We start from the raw sequence: 16,227 nt of genomic DNA, 5'->3' as shown, positions 1-16,227 counted from the left end.
TGAGATCCGCTGGCCTCTTATGTACGCCGCACGCAGCGAAAGCCGACATGGCTGGTCGATGTATCGTCGGGCTCCGCATGGCGGGCGGCGGGGCGATAGCGGCGGCAATAGTTGGGTGCGCAGAGATGCGAGCCGCCCTTCAGCACCCGCCGGGTGATGCGGATGTCCGGCAGGCGGGGATCGTAGCTCGCCTCGGCAGAGCCGCCACGCGGGTTTTCCGGGATACAGCAGGCCTTGGGCGCCGGCGCCTCATGCTGGGTCGACCAATAATCGCTCGTCCATTCCCAGACATTACCGATCATGTCGTAGAGCCCGTAGCCATTGGCCGGGAAGCTGCCCACCGCCGAGGTCCGGTCAAGGCCCTTGGGTTTGAGACTTTGGTGCGGAAATACACCGAGCCAGGTATTTGCCATCCTCCGGTCGTCCGGCATGAACACATCGCCCCAAGCATAGTCTGCACCATCCAGGCCACCACGTGCGGCCAGCTCCCATTCGGCTTCGGTGGCCAAGTCCAGCCCCGCCCAGTCGGCATAGGCCTTGGCATCTGAATACGCCACGTGCACGACGGGATGGTCGAACTTGCCACGGATGTCACTGCGGGGACCATAGGGATGGCGCCAGTCGGCGCCGAACTTGAAACTCCACCACTGCGAAATGTCGTTGGTGGCAACGGCGTGCTTGGGCGGCGTGAACACCAGTGATCCGGCCCGCAACATCTCCGGCAGCGCGCCGGGATAGTCCTCAGCCTTCGGCGCTTTCTCGGCCATCGTCACATGGCCCGTCGCCTTGACGAACTCAGCGAACTGCCGGTTGGTCACCGGCGTCGCGTCGATCCAGAAGCCATCCACGGAAACCGGGTGCACCGGCGCCTCTTCCGGATAATGGTCGTTCGACCCCATCAGATAGGTCTTGGCCGGAATCCAGATCATTTCGCGCGGGGTAGTGCCACTCGATCGCAAAACTGGCGACGCGTTCGTTTCAGCTTCCGAAAGCAATGTCGTCCTCCTTCTCCATGCGACCCATGGCCTGGTCCCAGACTACTCTCTCACGTTTACATGCAACGAAGACATCCCTGATTGAAGTACGTAACGGTAACATCGCGCATATATGGCGACAATGTTGATCACGGATTGAGCCGTGCCAAGCCTTGGCGAAGGATTAGTATCTGTCGGCGCGGTACCATGCGCTTACCCAACGCCAGAAATATGATCTCTGGTGCTCATTGTGACGCCTCGCCGTAGAACCATCCGTAACAGGCATTGCCGGGTGTTTCCTTCGCGACGGTCCGGCCGTAGCGCTCCCAGCCCTCTTGGTCGCTCTGGTTCGTCGAGCACCACCAGTGTTTTTGACCCAGTCGGCAGGCCGGCTGGCGCTCTAAGCACCAACCGGTTTGTCATAGCCAGACGTGGCTGCTACTTCGCGCCAGGCGCCTGATCGAGAGACTTCATCAGCGCCTCAACCATCTGGTCAACGCTGAAGCTCGCCGGCCGCTGACTCGGAGGGTATTCCTTGAAGGTACCGAGGAACGGTGCGACGCGCCAAACGCCATACTGGATGAGGTAGGCGTTCTGTGCCAGCCAGTCATAGTACTGGTCAGAGACGATGTCGGCGCGTTCGTAGGGGTCCATGCGCAAGTTGAAGACCTTGGGGGCGCGCAGGCAAGTGAACGGATTGGACCAGACTTCGAAGCCGCCGGGCTTCCGCTGCTCGCAAAAGACGATCTTCCAGTTATTGTAACGATAGCCGACCAACTGACCATCGTCATCGAAGTAAAAGAAGTCGTTGCGCGCGGACTTTTGCTCCTTCCCCGTCAAATAGGGAAGCTGGTTGTAGCCGTCGAGGTGAACCTTGGACTGCTTGCCATTGAGATCGGTTCCTTTGAGCAACTGGTCTTTGACATCGGCGTTGCCAGCAGCGGCCACCAGCGTCGGGAACCAATCGAGGCCCGATACCATCTGGTTCGAAACTTCGCCGGCCTTGATGTGATTCGGCCAACGGATGAGAGCGGGAACGCGGAAGGCGCCTTCCCAGTTGGTGTCCTTTTCAGCGCGGAACGGCGTCGTTGCCGAATCCGGCCATGACCACTGATTGGGACCGTTGTCGGTCGTATAGAGCACGATCGTGTTGTCGGCGATCTTGAGATCGTCGAGAGCCTTCAACAACTTGCCCACATCGCCGTCATGTTCGAGCATGCCATCGGCATATTCGTTACCTGGCATGCCGCTCTGGCCCTGCATGCTCTGCCGGACATGCGTGAAAGCGTGCATGCGCGTTGTGTTCATCCAGGTGAAGAAGGGTTTTCCTGCCTTTGCCTGCTTTTGCATGAACTCGATGGCCGCTGCGGTGGTCTCGTCGTCCACCGTTTCCATGCGCTTGCGGTTCAGCGGGCCGGTATCCTCGATCTTCCCATCCGCAAAAGCGTGGAGAACGCCGCGTGGGGAATTGTTCTTTACGAACGCCGTATCGTCCTTGGGATAATAAGGCCGCTCCGGCTCTTCCTCGGCATTCAGGTGGTAGAGATTGCCGAAGAACTCGTCGAAGCCGTGGTTGGTGGGCAGGAATTCATCGCGATCACCGAGATGGTTCTTGCCGAACTGGCCGGTGGCATAACCGAGTGGCTTCAACGCCTGGGCGATCGTGACGTCGCGTGCCTGAAGGCCGACGGTCGCGCCCGGAATGCCGACTTTGCAAAGGCCGGTCCGCAGGCAGACCTGGCCGGTGATGAATGTCGAACGTCCCGCCGTGCAACTGTTCTCGGCATAATAATCCGTGAACATCATGCCTTCCTTGGCGATGCGGTCGATGTTTGGCGTCCTGTAGCCCGTTACGCCGAACGAATAGGCCGAGATGTTGGTCTGGCCGACATCGTCGCCGAAGATCACCAGAATGTTCGGCTGGGCGGCTTCCTGCGCATAGGCCGGAGCGGAGCCGATGGCGGCGGTGAGCGCGATTGTCCCGGCGGTGGCAACGCCGGCGAACAGCATGGAACGCCCTTTGCTTTTTATCGACGCGATCGACGATCGAAGAATACCTGATCTATCTGGCATACGTTTAACTCCCATTGCTTCGTCGTTGAATTCTGGGCCGTTCGCACAGATCGCCAAGCCAAAGGCATGGGAATCTGATCGCTCCAATCGCGGGAACGGTGTGAGCAACGTGATCCTGACAGAAGAACTTCGGGAGAGAAGTACGTAACGGTTACAGAAACGGCCGCAAATCTCGCGGCGGGACGTAAATGCCCCAATGTTACGTAACATAAACCGGAATTTTGCTGCGATTGCAGTCAGTTTCGGCCGCCACCGGCAACTGCGACGAGCGGGCTTGCCGGGATCGGCGCTGAGGGGGAACGGCCAGATCGTTCGGAGTTGCTTCTGGCTTAAAGTCGCCGTTCAGTCGCTGCGGAAAAGATCGAAGCCTTGGCCATGTTGAACCTCAGGCCGACATTCTTTTCAAGCGCACGCGCCGCATCGACGCTGAGGCGCACGCTGAAACGTTTGCCGAGACAATCAAACCAGGAAAGCGCATCTGCGCCGAGGAGTTCGGTGAATGCCAGTGTTGCTGGAATGCTGCCGGCTTCGCCTGCTGCGACAACGCTGATATCCTCGCAACGGACGCCGAGCACGACATCGCCGGAAGAAGGAGCGGTCTGGAAGGCATAGGCCGATGTGTCGATGCTGATATCGCCGGTCGTAAACCGACCTTCGGCATCGAGCTTGCCTTCAAGGAAATTCATCGCCGGCGATCCGACGAAGCCGGCGACGAACAGGCTGGCAGGCTTCTCGTAGATCGACTGCGGGTGAGCGAACTGCTCGACCTTGCCCTTGTGCATGACTGCGACACGGTCAGCCATGGTCATGGCCTCTATCTGGTCGTGGGTCACGTAGATCATCGTCGACTTCAGCGTCTCGTGCAGTTGCTTGAGTTCCACGCGGGTCTCGGCACGCAGCTTGGCGTCGAGATTGGAAAGCGGCTCATCGAACAGGCAGATGCTGGACGAGCGCACCAGCGCGCGGCCAATCGCGACGCGCTGGCGCTGACCACCGGAAAGCTGGCTGGGCTTGCGTTCGAGCAGCGGCTCGATCTGCAACAGCTTGGCAACCCAGGCGACCTTCTCCTCGATGGTCGCCTTGGGCGTGCCTGATATCTGCATCCCGAAGGAGAGATTGCGCCGAACGGTCATGGCGGGAAACAGCGCATAGGACTGGAACACCATGGCAAGACCCCGCTGGCTCGGCTCGCGGCCGGTGACATCATCGCCGCCGATCAGGATCTGGCCGGCATCGGAATCGTCAAGACCGGCAATGACATTCAGCAGCGTCGATTTTCCGCAGCCGGACGGCCCGAGGATGACGATGAACTCGCCGGGTTCGATTTCCATATCGACGGAATCGAGGATGGTGAGGCCCGCGAAGGATTTCTTGATCTGGCGAATGGACACACTGGACATGTTCAACCTTTGACCGCGCCTGCGGCGATGCCGCGCACGAAATAGCGACCGGAGAGAAAATAGACGACAAGCGTCGGTATGGCCGTGATCAGGGCCGCCGCCATGTTGACGTTCGGAAAGGCGGCGCCGCGCGCATTGTTGACGATATTGGTGAGCTGCACGGTCATCGGCATGTTGTCGTTGCCGGCAAAGATCAGGCCGAGCAGGTAGTCGTTCCAGATGCCGGTAAATTGCAGGATGGCGACGACGACGAGGATGTTTGTCGAGATCGGCAGGATGATCGACCAGAAGGTCCTGAGGAAGCTAGCCCCTTCCATGCGCGCCGCCCGGCTGATCTCATCCGGCACGCCGATGTAGAAATTGCGAAACAGCAGCGTCGTGTATGGCAGGCCGTAGATCACGTGCACGAAGACGATGCCGGCATAGGTGCGGAACAGCCCAACATTGCTGAGGATCTTCACCGTCGGATAGAGCATCGCCTGATAGGGAATGAACAACCCCACCGTCACGAGCAGCATGATCAGATTGGCATGACGCGATTTCCATTGCGCCAGCGCATACCCATTCAGCGCGCCAGCCAGCGTCGAGATCACCACGGCGGGAACGGTGATCTTGATCGAATTCCACAGGCCCGGGCGGACCCCTCCGCAATCGAGACCGGAACACGCGCTCTGCCACGCTGTGACCCAGGCGTCGAAATTCGGGTTGATCGGCAGGGCCAGAAGGTTGCCCTGACGGATTTCCTCCATCGGCTTCAGCGAATTGATGATCACCAGCATCAGTGGCAGCAGGAAGAATACAGCCGAAACCACCAGAAACACATACATGCCGATGCGTGCAGCGCGTGGTCCGAAACTACTATTGCGGGACGAGACAGCGTAGCTCACGTGCGCCTCCTGAATTCCGTGTAGAAGTAGGGCGCGAGCAGAACCAGCGACAGCACCAGCATCATGATCGATGCGGCCGAAGCCAGGCCGAGATTGACGCGGGCGAAATAGAAATCGACGGCGAACTTGGCGGGCATTTCCGTCGAGATGCCCGGCCCGCCCTTGGTCATGGCGATGATCAGGTCATAGCCGCGAATGACTTCCGACATCAGCAGCACCACACAGGAGGCGATGATCGGCCGCATGCCGGGAAAGATTACCTGCAGATAGGCGCGCCACAACGGGATGCCTTCCATGCGGATGGCTTTCCACAGGTCGTTGTCGATGCCACGCAGACCCGCGAGCACGATCACCATGACGAGACCGGCCGAATGCCAGATGCTGGCGATGACCAGCGTATAGATGGCGCGATCGGGATTGGTGAGCCAGTCGAAGGTAAAGCTCTCCCAGCCGGTCTGGCGAACAAGCGCCTGCAGCCCGTTGACCGGATCGAGTACCCAGCGCCAGGAGAGACCGGTGACGATCAGCGAGACTGCAAGCGGATAGAGGAAGATCGTCCGGAACAGCGATTCCGCCGTGATGCGGCGGTCGGCGAATACAGCGAGCAGCATGCCGAAGGCGAGCGTACCGACGATGTAAAGCACGCCGAAAATCACCATGTTGAGGCACGAAACTAGCCAGCGATGATTGGTGAACAGCTTGATATATTGGTCAAATCCGATCAGCTGGTAGTTCGGCATCAGCGTCGAGCGCGTCAGCGACATATAGAAGGTCCAGAAGATCGAACCGTAGAAGAAGATGGCGACCAGGGCGAAGAACACTGCAACCGCAATGTCCGGCCGATAGGCCTGTCGCTGCAACCAGGTAGTCATCTTGCCTCCTGACGCGGAGCGTGGAAAGCGCACATCGCATTCATCCCCGTATCGATCCTGATTCAAAATCATATCAGCGCTGCCCTCCTCCGGTCCGCTTTGGCGGACATCACGGCCAGGCGGGCTTATCGCCCCACCCGGCCGCGACCGTGTATCACTCGCTTTGCAAAATGGCCGTCAGGCGCTCGACGGCAGCTTCGCTGGTCATTGACGGGTCAGTCCAGAACTGCGTTGCCAGATCGGTCATCTGACCATTGAGATCCCCCGGCAATGCGTCATAGGAAGCGGAAACTGCCAGCCCTGGGGTTGCCAGCGCCTTCACGCCCTTGGCAGCGCAGCTGTCGAGCATGCTGGTGTCGACATCCGATCGCGACGGAACCGAACCCTTGACCGATGCTATCTTGGCTTCGACGGCGGGATCCATGATGCTGTCAGCGAGCAGGGTCTGGCCCTTGATGCGATCTTCGTCCTTGTTGACCGGGAACGCGAAGATATCGACGATCACCGCATAGGCCGGCTTGTCGCTCGGCGCCAGGAAACAGCCGAAGTCCTTGCCCGGCACCTTGCCGGCAGCGAGGAATTCGCCTCGGGCCCAGTCGCCCATGAACTGCATGCCGCCCTTGCCGTTGATCACCATGTTGGTGGTGTCGTTCCACGAGCGGCCCGGGCTTGCCGGATCGACATAGGTCGATACCTTGCGGTAGAGGTCGAAGGCCTTGGGGAGGATAGGCGACTTCATGGCTTCAGGGTCACGCTTGATAAACAGCTGGTTCCAATATTCCGGCCCGCCTAGAGCGATGACCATGTCGGTGAAAATCGAGACTTCCTGCCAGGGTTCGCCACCCACCGCAAATGCCGTGTGACCCGCCGCCTTCAGCTTGTCGGCGGCAGCAAACATCTCGTCGAGGCTCTTGGGCTCTTCGATCTTCAATTCATCGAACAGCGGCTTGGAATACCAGATCCAGTTATCGGCATGGATGCCGACTGGCAGGGCGACAAGGTGACCATCGACGCTGAGCTTGTTCCAGATCAGCGGCGGCATGACCTTTTGCCAGCCACCGGCAGCGGCCATGTCGTCGAAGTGCCGAAGCTGTCCCGACTTGGCAAGGTCACGCATCGCGGCACTCGGCGTCATCAGCACGGCCGACGGGGGTTCGCCGCCGGCAATGCGGCTGGTGGCCGCTGCGATCGTCGAGTCAAAATCGGCAGACGGGCTGTCGATCCACTTGCCGCCCTTGGCCTTGTAGGCATCGGCGATGGCGTTCATCGCCTTGGATTCGCTGGCGCTGGTCCAGTATTGTTGCACATCGACCGTCTGGGCGAGCACCGGAGCGGCAGTCGCCAGAAGACCAAGCGTGGCCATGCTTGCAGTGAGGTATCGGAGGTTCATGTCAATCTCGCTTTCCATGCGTTATCGTTGAAGACATTCTCGATATGCGAGAGGCATCCTCCCAGGATGCCTCTCCAGTGCTTATGCGGCCTTGCCGAGGGCCGACCCCATGTCGTTGTTCAGGCTGTCAAGGAACTCGGCCATGACGGTTTTGGAGATCTTGTCGCCGGCAACCCAGGCAACGGTGTTGTAAATGCCGAGGAACGAACCGTTGCAGTATTCCACCATCTTCTCGGCTTCCTCGTCATCGATCTCGAGCTGTTCCTTGAGGAAGGCAGCGAAGCGATCGCGGGCGAAGGCATGTTCGAGCACCATGAACGGCTGGCTCTCGACATTGAGGATTGTCGATGGACGCGCCGCCGCTTCGACTTCGACACTCGCTTCGAGGCGAATATCGCGCGAGGATGCACCGACCTCGAAAGTCAGCTTGCCGGCATCGAGCAGCCACTCGCGATAATCCGGATCGTAGTAGCGGAGGTCCCGCGTTTCGATCACCACCTCGACACGCTTGGTCTCGCCGGGCTCAAGGCTGACCTTGGCGAAACCCTTGAGCTCGCGCAGTGGCCGCAGAAGGCGCGGCTCGTGCGCACGACTGTAGACCTGGGCAATTTCCTTGCCCGCGACATCGCCGGTATTGGTGATATCGAACGAGATCTTGACAGTGCTCGAAGCGCTGATGCGATCCGCATCCACCGCGATGTTGGCATATTCGAACTTGGCGAAGCTCAGCCCGAAACCGAACGGGAAAAGCGGCTTCAGCTTGCGCTTGTCGTAGGAGCGGTATCCGACATGGATGCCTTCACTATAGACGTGCCGGTTGTTCTCGCCGGGATAGGTGAGGAAGCCAGGTGTATCTTCAAGCTGCGCCGGGAAGGTCACGGTGAGCTTTCCGCAGGGATTCTGCTTGCCGAACAAGACATCGGCCAGAGCCCGGCCTGCGCCCTGGCCGGCAAAGAACGCCGAGAGAACAGCGCCGGTCTGGTCAATCCACGGCATGGCCACTGCATCGGGAGTTGCCAGAATAACGACGAACTTCTTGTTGCGCTTGGAGAGAGCGGCAATGAGGTCGTCCTGGCCATCGTGCAGGTTAAGATGCATGCGGTCAGACCCCTCGCCATCGTAGCCGACCTCAGTATTGCCGAAGAACAACACGATATCGGCGCTGTCGACATCGGAGAGCGCTGACTGCTTCGTGCTGCTGCCGGCGGTGAAATCACCAAAACCATGGAAGCTGACGGCAGCACCGCCAGCAAGACGGCGAATCTCTTCAAGAGGCACATCGACCTCGGTCGGCCGCGTCGTGGCGCAGCCCGAACCCTGGATGACCGGTTCGGTCGCGGCAAGTCCGATCACTGCGATCTTGCGAACCTTCTCGGCATTGATCGGCAGAAGCTTGTCTTCGTTCTTCAACAGCACGATCGATTCCGCAGCCATGCGCTGGGAGAGCTCGTGATGCTTGTGGAAATCGACCGTCGCATTCGGCTTGATACCGTTGCGGGCCGTACGCACGAGTTTGAGAATACGCAGGCACGACAGGTCGAGCGTTGACATGGCTACGTCGCCAGCTTCCACCGCCTCGAGCAGTTCCTGCTTGCGGGCGCCGCTTTCCGGCATGTCGAGATCGTTGCCGGCATTGAGTGAGGCCGGGCGATCCTTGATGCCGTGCCAGTCGGAAACCACCACGCCGTCATAGCCCCAGTCATCGCGTAGCACTTCGGTCAGCAGCCAGTGATTTTCAGCCGCCTGCACGCCGTTGAGGCGATTGTAGGAGCTCATCACCGTCCATGGATTGCTCTTGCGAATGGCGCGTTCGAAGCCGGCGAGATAGATCTCGCGCAGGGCACGTTCCTCAACCTCGGAGCTCATCGTGGTGCGCTGGACTTCGGAATTGTTGCAAGCGAAGTGCTTCAGCGAGGCGCCCACGCCGTTATCCTGCAGGCCGTTGATTACGGCTGCGGCGATCTCGCCCGTCAGCATCGGATCTTCAGAATAGTATTCGTAGCTGCGGCCGGCGAGCGGCGTGCGGCGAATATTGATACCCGGCCCGAGCAGCATGTTGACGCCGAAGGCCTGGCATTCAACTGCCAGCGCCTCGCCGAGCTCGCGGGCGAGATCGACATCCCATGCGCAGGCAAAGGACGAGCCGTTGGGGAAGCAGGTCGCCGGACGGGTAGACCCGAACGCGCCCTCGACGCCACGCGACAGATCGGCGTTGACGACGCTGAGGAACGACGCCAGCTGGCTGTCGCTATCCTGCGCGCCATCGATCTGTTCGATCGAATAACGCACGCCGTAGGTGCCGTCAGTCATCAGCACTTCGGGAATATTGAGGCGATAATTGGCCGCCGTCCGCCACAGGCCGCTGCCGCTCACCAATGCGATCTTCTCCTCGGTCGTCATCTGGGCGACGAGTGCATCGAGTTCCTTGTCGGAGATATTCCATGTCATCGGCATTCCATCCCGTTGTCTCATCGGCCATCAGCCTTTGCAGGCCTCCCGCCCCGGCGTCGTTTTTACGGCGCCTCAAAGAATGACGAATTCATGACACAGCCAAACAAAGCCTTCTAGCCGCGAAAATTGCGCTGGAATTAGGACAGTTTTTGATATTTACTGACGTCGGAATTGAGGAGATAGACGATGAACATTGCCTATATCAGGTCCGAGCCCTGGGCGGAAAAACGCGATTGCGACTTCCAGAGCATGGCTCCCGCCGAGAGTTCGCACTGTCGCGCCTTTGTCCACGGCTACGCCGATGTGCCCTATCACTGGCACCGCGAGATGGAGATACTTTTCGTCTTGCGCGGCAGCTTCAAGCTGGTCGTCGATGGTCAGATTTGCGAGATGAATCAGGACGATGTGATCATCATCAATGCCGACGTGCCGCACAATTCCACATCCAATTCACGCGACGCGCTGATCTGCGGCGTGCACCTCGATGCCGCCCACTTCGAGCGCATGGGCCTGCCAGGTTTTGGCTCCCGCCAGTATCTATGCCGCACCTTTTTGCACAGCCGATCCTTCATACACAAGGTCGCGCCGATCAAGACATTCACGGCGCGCCTCATCCTCGACCAGACCAACCATCCGGAAGAGATGATGGTCCGCGAGACGATCGCCAATCTTCTTGCCTGCTATATCTACCGCGCGATTCCGCACGAACAGTCTGATTCGTCGACTGTCCAGCTGCGTTCCGACAGCCGCAACCGTATCCTGCGGATCATGGATACGCTCGGCGGACGCGATGATTCACAACATCTGGGCGAAATCGCCGAGGCCGAAGGATTGACGATCAGCCACCTCTCGCGCCTGTTCAAACGGCATCTCGGCATCGGCTATCGCGACTACTCGCAAAACCTCCGGCTTGACAATGCGGCCAACGAATTGCGCACCACGGACGGCACGATCGGCGTGGTGATGGAGCGCAATGGCTTTGGCAACCCGGCGGTTTTCTACAACAAATTCAGGAGCCGTTTCGGCTGCAGCCCGGCCGAGTTCCGTCGCGGCCGACGCTCGCTCAAGCCGCAAAGCGTGCTGACAAATGAGGACTCGGCGGAGGCCCAGAGGCTTCTCGCAACCCATGCCGCAAATATCGGCAAGGCGTCCGAGCTGGCTGTCGGATTGACCGCGACCGGGCGCAAACACATCACACTCAGCGCCCCTCACAGCGCGAGCGCAAGTTGAGGCCGCACTACATCACTTTTTGCACTCGCGAAGCCGTCGCAGGTGCGACCGATAATGAGTTTGTCTATCTCGCTCAGCGCAGACCATTAGCCGCCTGCTCGTAGGCATGCGCCATGCCCAGCAAACCAGACTCGCTCCAATTCCGTCCGACAAAAATCAGGTTGAACGGCTCACCCGACACCAGTTTTCCAGCTGGAACAGTGACTGCGGGAAGACCGGCAATATTGAGTTCGCACACCGTCGTTTCGCGGATCGGCACACCGGCGCCGCGTTTGGGAACCGGATCGCACATCTGCGGAAAGACAAGGCCGTCCAGCGAATGGCGATCCATCACCTCGTTGAAGATGGTGAGGTAAGCCTCGCGTGCGGCGTAGAAGGTGGTGAGCGGCGGCGGAACCGAAGGCGCCGCCCTGCAAGCCTCGAATTCGGCGAAACCCGCGAGATAGTTCAGCACACCATCTAGCGCAAACGGATCCTCTGACTTCGTTGCCTCGGCAAACTCCGCAAAAGTCTTGAGCGCAGCATTCGGCCCGAGGCCCTTGAGGAAGATCTCCAGGTCGTAGGGCACGCTTTCCATGCCACGCACGTCGTACTCGTCGCCACCTTCTCGGATTTCCGCCAGATCGGAAAAGCCCGAACCTGCAAACGGATCGCCGATCAATGTTGCGCCCTGGGAACTCAACTCATGCCGTGCCCTGGCATATTCCCGCTCGACATTGGCATGCAGCGGCTCTCCGCGCCGGCCGGCCGTTGGGCCACGCCAGCCCGGCCCGTAAAGCCCCAGCCGCTTTCCCGCAAGCGTGGCTCCGGCCAGCGAGGCGGCATAACCACCTTTCGGCTTGGTGCCTACGCCGGCAATCGTCTTTGGATCATCGGCGGAATAACCCGCCAGAACATCGAGCACAACGGCAGCGTCCCGCACAGTCCGCGCAATCGGCCCCATGACATCGAGCGTGCTGGCGCCAAGCGGCATCACACCGGCATTGGAGACCAGCCCGAAGGTCGGCTTGACGCCCACCAGCCCCTGCGTCGAAGCCGGATTCTGGATCGAGCCGCCGGTTTCCTCGGCAAGTCCGAGCACCGCCATGCCGGAGGCAACCGCCGTAGCGGTGCCGGCGCTGCTGCCGCCGGGAACCAGTGATGGATCGACCGCATTCAGGGTCGGCCCCGCCCAACTGTCATCGGCATGGGTGCCGGTCGCACTCAGGACCGGCACATTGGTCTTGCCGAGCAATATAGCGCCCGCTGCCCGCATGCGCGCCACGACGGTGCAATCCCTCTCCGGGATCAGGTCGACGCCACCGGCCTTGCTCGACAGCAGCGACCAGCCGCCGGTCGTCGGAATTCCCGCGACATTCATTGTATCCTTGGCAACGAAGGGCACGCCGGCAAGCGGCCCGACTGCCTCACCGGATGCCCTGCGCCGGTCGATTGCCCTTGCCTCCTCGATGGCTCGGTCATTGAGAAAGATGATGGCATTGAGCGTGGGGTTGATCTCGGCAATGCGGGCAAGGCACGCCCGTGTCAGCTCCTCCGCATTGAAGACACTATCGGCAAAGGCCTCGTGAATAGCTTCGACAGTCAAGTTGCTGGGATCGATGGACATGTCTAGGCCGCCTTGCTTGCAGCCGGCTGCGCCAGCATCATGGACGCCGCCATCTGGCCGATCATCATCGACGGTGCATTGGTGTTGCCGCCGATCAGCGTCGGCATGACGGACGCGTCCGCGACACGCAGATTGTCCATGCCGCGCACCAGCAGCGTCTGCGGATCGGTCACCGCCATGGCATCCGTGCCCATCTTGCAGGTGCCGATCGGATGATAGACCGTCAGCGCCTCGGCCCGCAGATAGGCAAGGATCTCGTCGTCGCTGCGCACATCCGGCCCCGGCAGCATCTCCGGCCCGCGCAAACCATCAAAAGCCTTGTCGGCGAAGATGGAGCGGGAAATCTTGATGCCTTCGACCAACGTCAGTGCATCCTGCTCGTCGGTGAAGAAATGATGGTCGATCTCAAGCGCCTTGCTCGCACCGCTCTTGCCAGCAGCCAGCCGGATTTCGCCGATGCTTTTGGGCCGCAGCACGCAGGTATGGATCGCATAGCCATGGCCATATTCCACCAGCCGGCCCCGATGGCTGCGATAGCCCGGCACGAAATGGAACTGGATATCGGCCGGGCCATCGCCCGCAAATTTCGTCTTGGCAAAGCCGCCGGCCTCGACATAGTTGGTCGTCAGCATGCCTCGACGGGCACCGAAATACTGGAAGGGTGCTGCCAACATCGCAGGCAGGTTCTGCACCGACAGGCCAAGCGTCCGGCTGCTCTTCGAGCGCACTGTGATCATCCCGTCGATATGGTCGCGCAGGTTTTTGCCAACCCCCGGCAGATCGACCAGCGGCGTGATGCCCGCAGCACTGAGTTCGCCTGACGGACCGATGCCGGAAGCGAGCAGCAGCTTGGGCGAGCCGATCGCGCCAGCCGACAATACGACTTCGCCACGGCAGCCGATTGTACGTTCCTGTCCATTCTGCAGCACGCGAACGCCGACAACCTTTCGCCCGTCCAGAACCAGCGACAGGACTTCGGTGTCGGCGAGTGTCGTCAGGTTCCTGCGATCGGCGATCGGCTTGACGAAAGCGGTGTGGGCCGAAAACCGACGGCCGCGATCCTGTGTGACGTTGTAGATGCCGACGCCGAACTGGCTCTTGCCGTTGAAATCCTTGTTTTCCGGCAAGCCGACATGCGTCCCGGCTTCCACGAAGACCTTGGACACCTCGTTGGGATCGCGCGGCTCGTCGACCAGCAGTTCGCCCGAAAAGCCGTGATAGGCCGCATCCTGCTTCAGCAAATTGCGTTCGAGGCCTTTGAACACCTGCAGGATATCGTCGTAAGACCAGCCGGCGCAGCCAAGCGAAGCCCATTCGTCGTAGTCCTCGCGGGCACCGCGAATATAGATCATCGAATTGATGGCGCTCGAGCCGCCCAGCGCCTTGCCGCGATTGACAGGCAGGCGCCGTCCGTTCAGCCTCGGTTGCGGCACGCCGACATAGGCATAATCGTAGCGCGGATTTCCGTAGAGCGAGAGGATGCCCGCCGGCACGCTGACCCGCAGGCTGGCATCGCTGCCACCGCCCTCGATCAGGCACACGGTCTTCGCAGGATCGGCGCTCAGTCGGTTGGCCAGCACGCACCCAGCCGAGCCGGCACCGATGACGATATAGTCGAAGCTCAGTTGTTCCATTGCGCCAAACCTCGCCCTTGCGCTTAATGCCCGCCGTTGTTTTTCAACAGCCCGAGAATCTCGCGCTTCATGGCGATGAAATCGGGCTCCATCACCAGATCCATGTCGCGCGGACGTTCGAAGGGAACAGTGAGATCGGCGAGAATCTGGCCGGGACGGCCGGACATGACGAAGACGCGGTCCGCCAGCAGTATCGCCTCGTCGATATCGTGGGTCACGAACAGCACCGTCTTCTTCGAGTGCTCCCACACGCTCAGCAGCAACTGTTGCATGGCGTGTCGCGTCTGGCTGTCGAGCGCACCGAACGGCTCGTCCATCAGCAACACTTCCGGATCGTTGGCGAGCGCCCGCGCAATCGCCACGCGCTGCTTCATGCCGCCTGAGAGCTGTGACGGGTAGTGATCGCGAAAGGCAGCAAGGCCGATCTCGCTGAGGTAGTGATCAACGATGCGGTTGCGTTCGGCCGCCGGCATTCCCTTGCGGCGCGGGCCGTATTCGACATTCTGCCTGACCGTCAGCCAAGGAAACAGCGTATAGGCCTGGAACACCATGCCGCGATCGGCGCCCGCATCATTGACCGGCCGCCCACCGACCTTGATCATGCCGCCGGTGCGGTCCTCAAGACCGGCGATCAGATAGAGCAGGCTCGACTTGCCGCAGCCCGAGGGCCCGACAATGACGCAGAATTCCTCTTTCTTGACATTCAGTGACAGACCATCGAGTGCGAGCACCGCGCCCTCGCCGGTGCCGTAGCGCAGGGCCACCTTTTCGACAGCGATATCGGAACTGCGTGTCGCGGTGTTTGGATTGTTCAGCATCAGCATGGCCTTAATTTGCCCACGGGGCCGCGACGCGACGCAGCACGCGGAAGATCTGGTCGGTCAGCAGACCGAGAATACCGATCATGGCAATGGCCATGAAAATGACATCGACCTGGAAGCCACGCATCGCCTTGAGCGAGATATAGCCGAGACCCGAGCGAGCCGCCACCAGCTCGGCGACCACGAGATAGGTCCAGGCCCAGCCCATCGTCACCCGCAATACGTCGAAGATGTTCGGCAGGGTCGCCGGAAAGACAATGTGCCAGACCGTGTCGCGACGTCGCGTGCCCAGCGTATAGGCTGCATTGACCAGATCGCGCGGCACCGAGCGCGCAGCATCGGCAATCATCACCACCTGCTGGAAGAAGATGCCGAAGATGATCACCGAGACGCGCTGCTCGATGCCGATGCCGATCCACAGGATGAACAGCGGCACGAAGGAAGTGACCGGCAGATAACGGATGAAATTGACCAGCGGATCAAGAAACGCCTGCACGACGCGATAGGTGCCCATGGTCAGGCCGAGCGGCACCGCGACGATCGAGGATAGCACGAACCCGATGATGACGACCTGGGCGCTGGCATAGGTGTGTAGCCAGAGCGTGCCGTCGGCGGCCAGCGCCATCGTCGTGTTCAGCACCTCGTTCGGCTTGGGCAGAAACATCGGCTTGACGAGGCCGCCAAAGGTCAGCGCGAACCAGGCCGCGAGCACCACGACCCAGACGGCGATACCGAGGAAGACGACGACGCCATGCGGAATGGCTTGATAGGGTGTCGTCAGGGATTTGAAGAAAGTTCGATCGTTCACCTGAGTGCTCCACGCGGGAAAGGCCTTCGCTCCGACTGAAGCAATTGCGATGCCAGGTTTTTGCTGAAATCAAGAATGATG

General features: G+C 60.3%; 12 protein-coding genes. 1 reads left to right on the top strand and 11 read right to left on the bottom strand.

Annotated elements, in window-relative coordinates:
* Positions 1-17 precede the first annotated feature (17 nt).
* The 7 genes from ACXHRN_RS04635 to ACXHRN_RS04605 form a co-directional block, all read right to left on the bottom strand.
* Complete coding sequence (locus ACXHRN_RS04635) at positions 18-929, bottom strand: formylglycine-generating enzyme family protein (RefSeq protein ID WP_488641825.1); 912 nt, start codon at positions 927-929, stop codon at positions 18-20.
* 483 nt (positions 930-1,412) lie between these two features.
* Complete coding sequence (locus ACXHRN_RS04630; RefSeq protein WP_488640171.1) at positions 1,413-2,984, bottom strand: arylsulfatase; 1,572 nt, start codon at positions 2,982-2,984, stop codon at positions 1,413-1,415.
* A gap of 392 nt (positions 2,985-3,376) precedes the next feature.
* Complete coding sequence (locus ACXHRN_RS04625) at positions 3,377-4,447, bottom strand: ABC transporter ATP-binding protein (protein WP_488640170.1); 1,071 nt, start codon at positions 4,445-4,447, stop codon at positions 3,377-3,379.
* A gap of 2 nt (positions 4,448-4,449) precedes the next feature.
* Positions 4,450-5,274, bottom strand: a complete 825-nt coding sequence (locus ACXHRN_RS04620; protein ID WP_488641824.1) for a carbohydrate ABC transporter permease — start codon at positions 5,272-5,274, stop codon at positions 4,450-4,452.
* A gap of 56 nt (positions 5,275-5,330) precedes the next feature.
* Entirely contained in the window at positions 5,331-6,206 is an 876-nt protein-coding gene (locus ACXHRN_RS04615; protein WP_488640169.1) for a carbohydrate ABC transporter permease, read from the bottom strand.
* A 154-nt stretch (positions 6,207-6,360) separates the two neighbouring features.
* Positions 6,361-7,596 carry an ABC transporter substrate-binding protein gene (locus ACXHRN_RS04610; RefSeq protein ID WP_488640168.1) on the bottom strand — a complete coding sequence of 412 codons (1,236 nt, stop codon included), beginning with the start codon at positions 7,594-7,596 and terminating at the stop codon, positions 6,361-6,363.
* Between the two features lie 81 nt (positions 7,597-7,677).
* Positions 7,678-10,044 (bottom strand): beta-glucosidase family protein, encoded by a 2,367-nt coding sequence (locus tag ACXHRN_RS04605; protein WP_488640167.1) that lies wholly within the window; start codon positions 10,042-10,044, stop codon positions 7,678-7,680.
* 189 nt (positions 10,045-10,233) lie between these two features.
* Between ACXHRN_RS04605 and ACXHRN_RS04600 the strand changes: the two genes are divergently transcribed.
* Entirely contained in the window at positions 10,234-11,277 is a 1,044-nt protein-coding gene (locus ACXHRN_RS04600) for an AraC family transcriptional regulator (protein ID WP_488640166.1), read from the top strand.
* Between the two features lie 73 nt (positions 11,278-11,350).
* Here ACXHRN_RS04600 and ACXHRN_RS04595 read toward each other — a convergent pair whose 3' ends face one another.
* Genes ACXHRN_RS04595 through ACXHRN_RS04580 form a run of 4 tightly spaced genes read right to left on the bottom strand, consistent with a single transcriptional unit; the run spans position 11,351 to position 16,146 of the window.
* Positions 11,351-12,883 carry an amidase gene (locus tag ACXHRN_RS04595; RefSeq protein WP_488640165.1) on the bottom strand — a complete coding sequence of 511 codons (1,533 nt, stop codon included), beginning with the start codon at positions 12,881-12,883 and terminating at the stop codon, positions 11,351-11,353.
* A 2-nt stretch (positions 12,884-12,885) separates the two neighbouring features.
* Complete coding sequence (locus ACXHRN_RS04590) at positions 12,886-14,517, bottom strand: GMC family oxidoreductase (RefSeq protein ID WP_488640164.1); 1,632 nt, start codon at positions 14,515-14,517, stop codon at positions 12,886-12,888.
* Between the two features lie 23 nt (positions 14,518-14,540).
* Positions 14,541-15,335 carry an ABC transporter ATP-binding protein gene (locus tag ACXHRN_RS04585; RefSeq protein ID WP_488640163.1) on the bottom strand — a complete coding sequence of 265 codons (795 nt, stop codon included), beginning with the start codon at positions 15,333-15,335 and terminating at the stop codon, positions 14,541-14,543.
* A 10-nt stretch (positions 15,336-15,345) separates the two neighbouring features.
* The gene (locus ACXHRN_RS04580) at positions 15,346-16,146 is read right to left on the bottom strand and encodes an ABC transporter permease (protein ID WP_488640162.1); all 801 of its coding nucleotides are present in this window, start codon (positions 16,144-16,146) and stop codon (positions 15,346-15,348) included.
* Positions 16,147-16,227 lie beyond the last annotated feature (81 nt).

Source organism: Shinella sp. OV683 (assembly GCF_057787725.1).
Note: the sequence above shows the minus strand (reverse complement) of the source record. Positions and strands in the feature narration are given on the sequence as shown.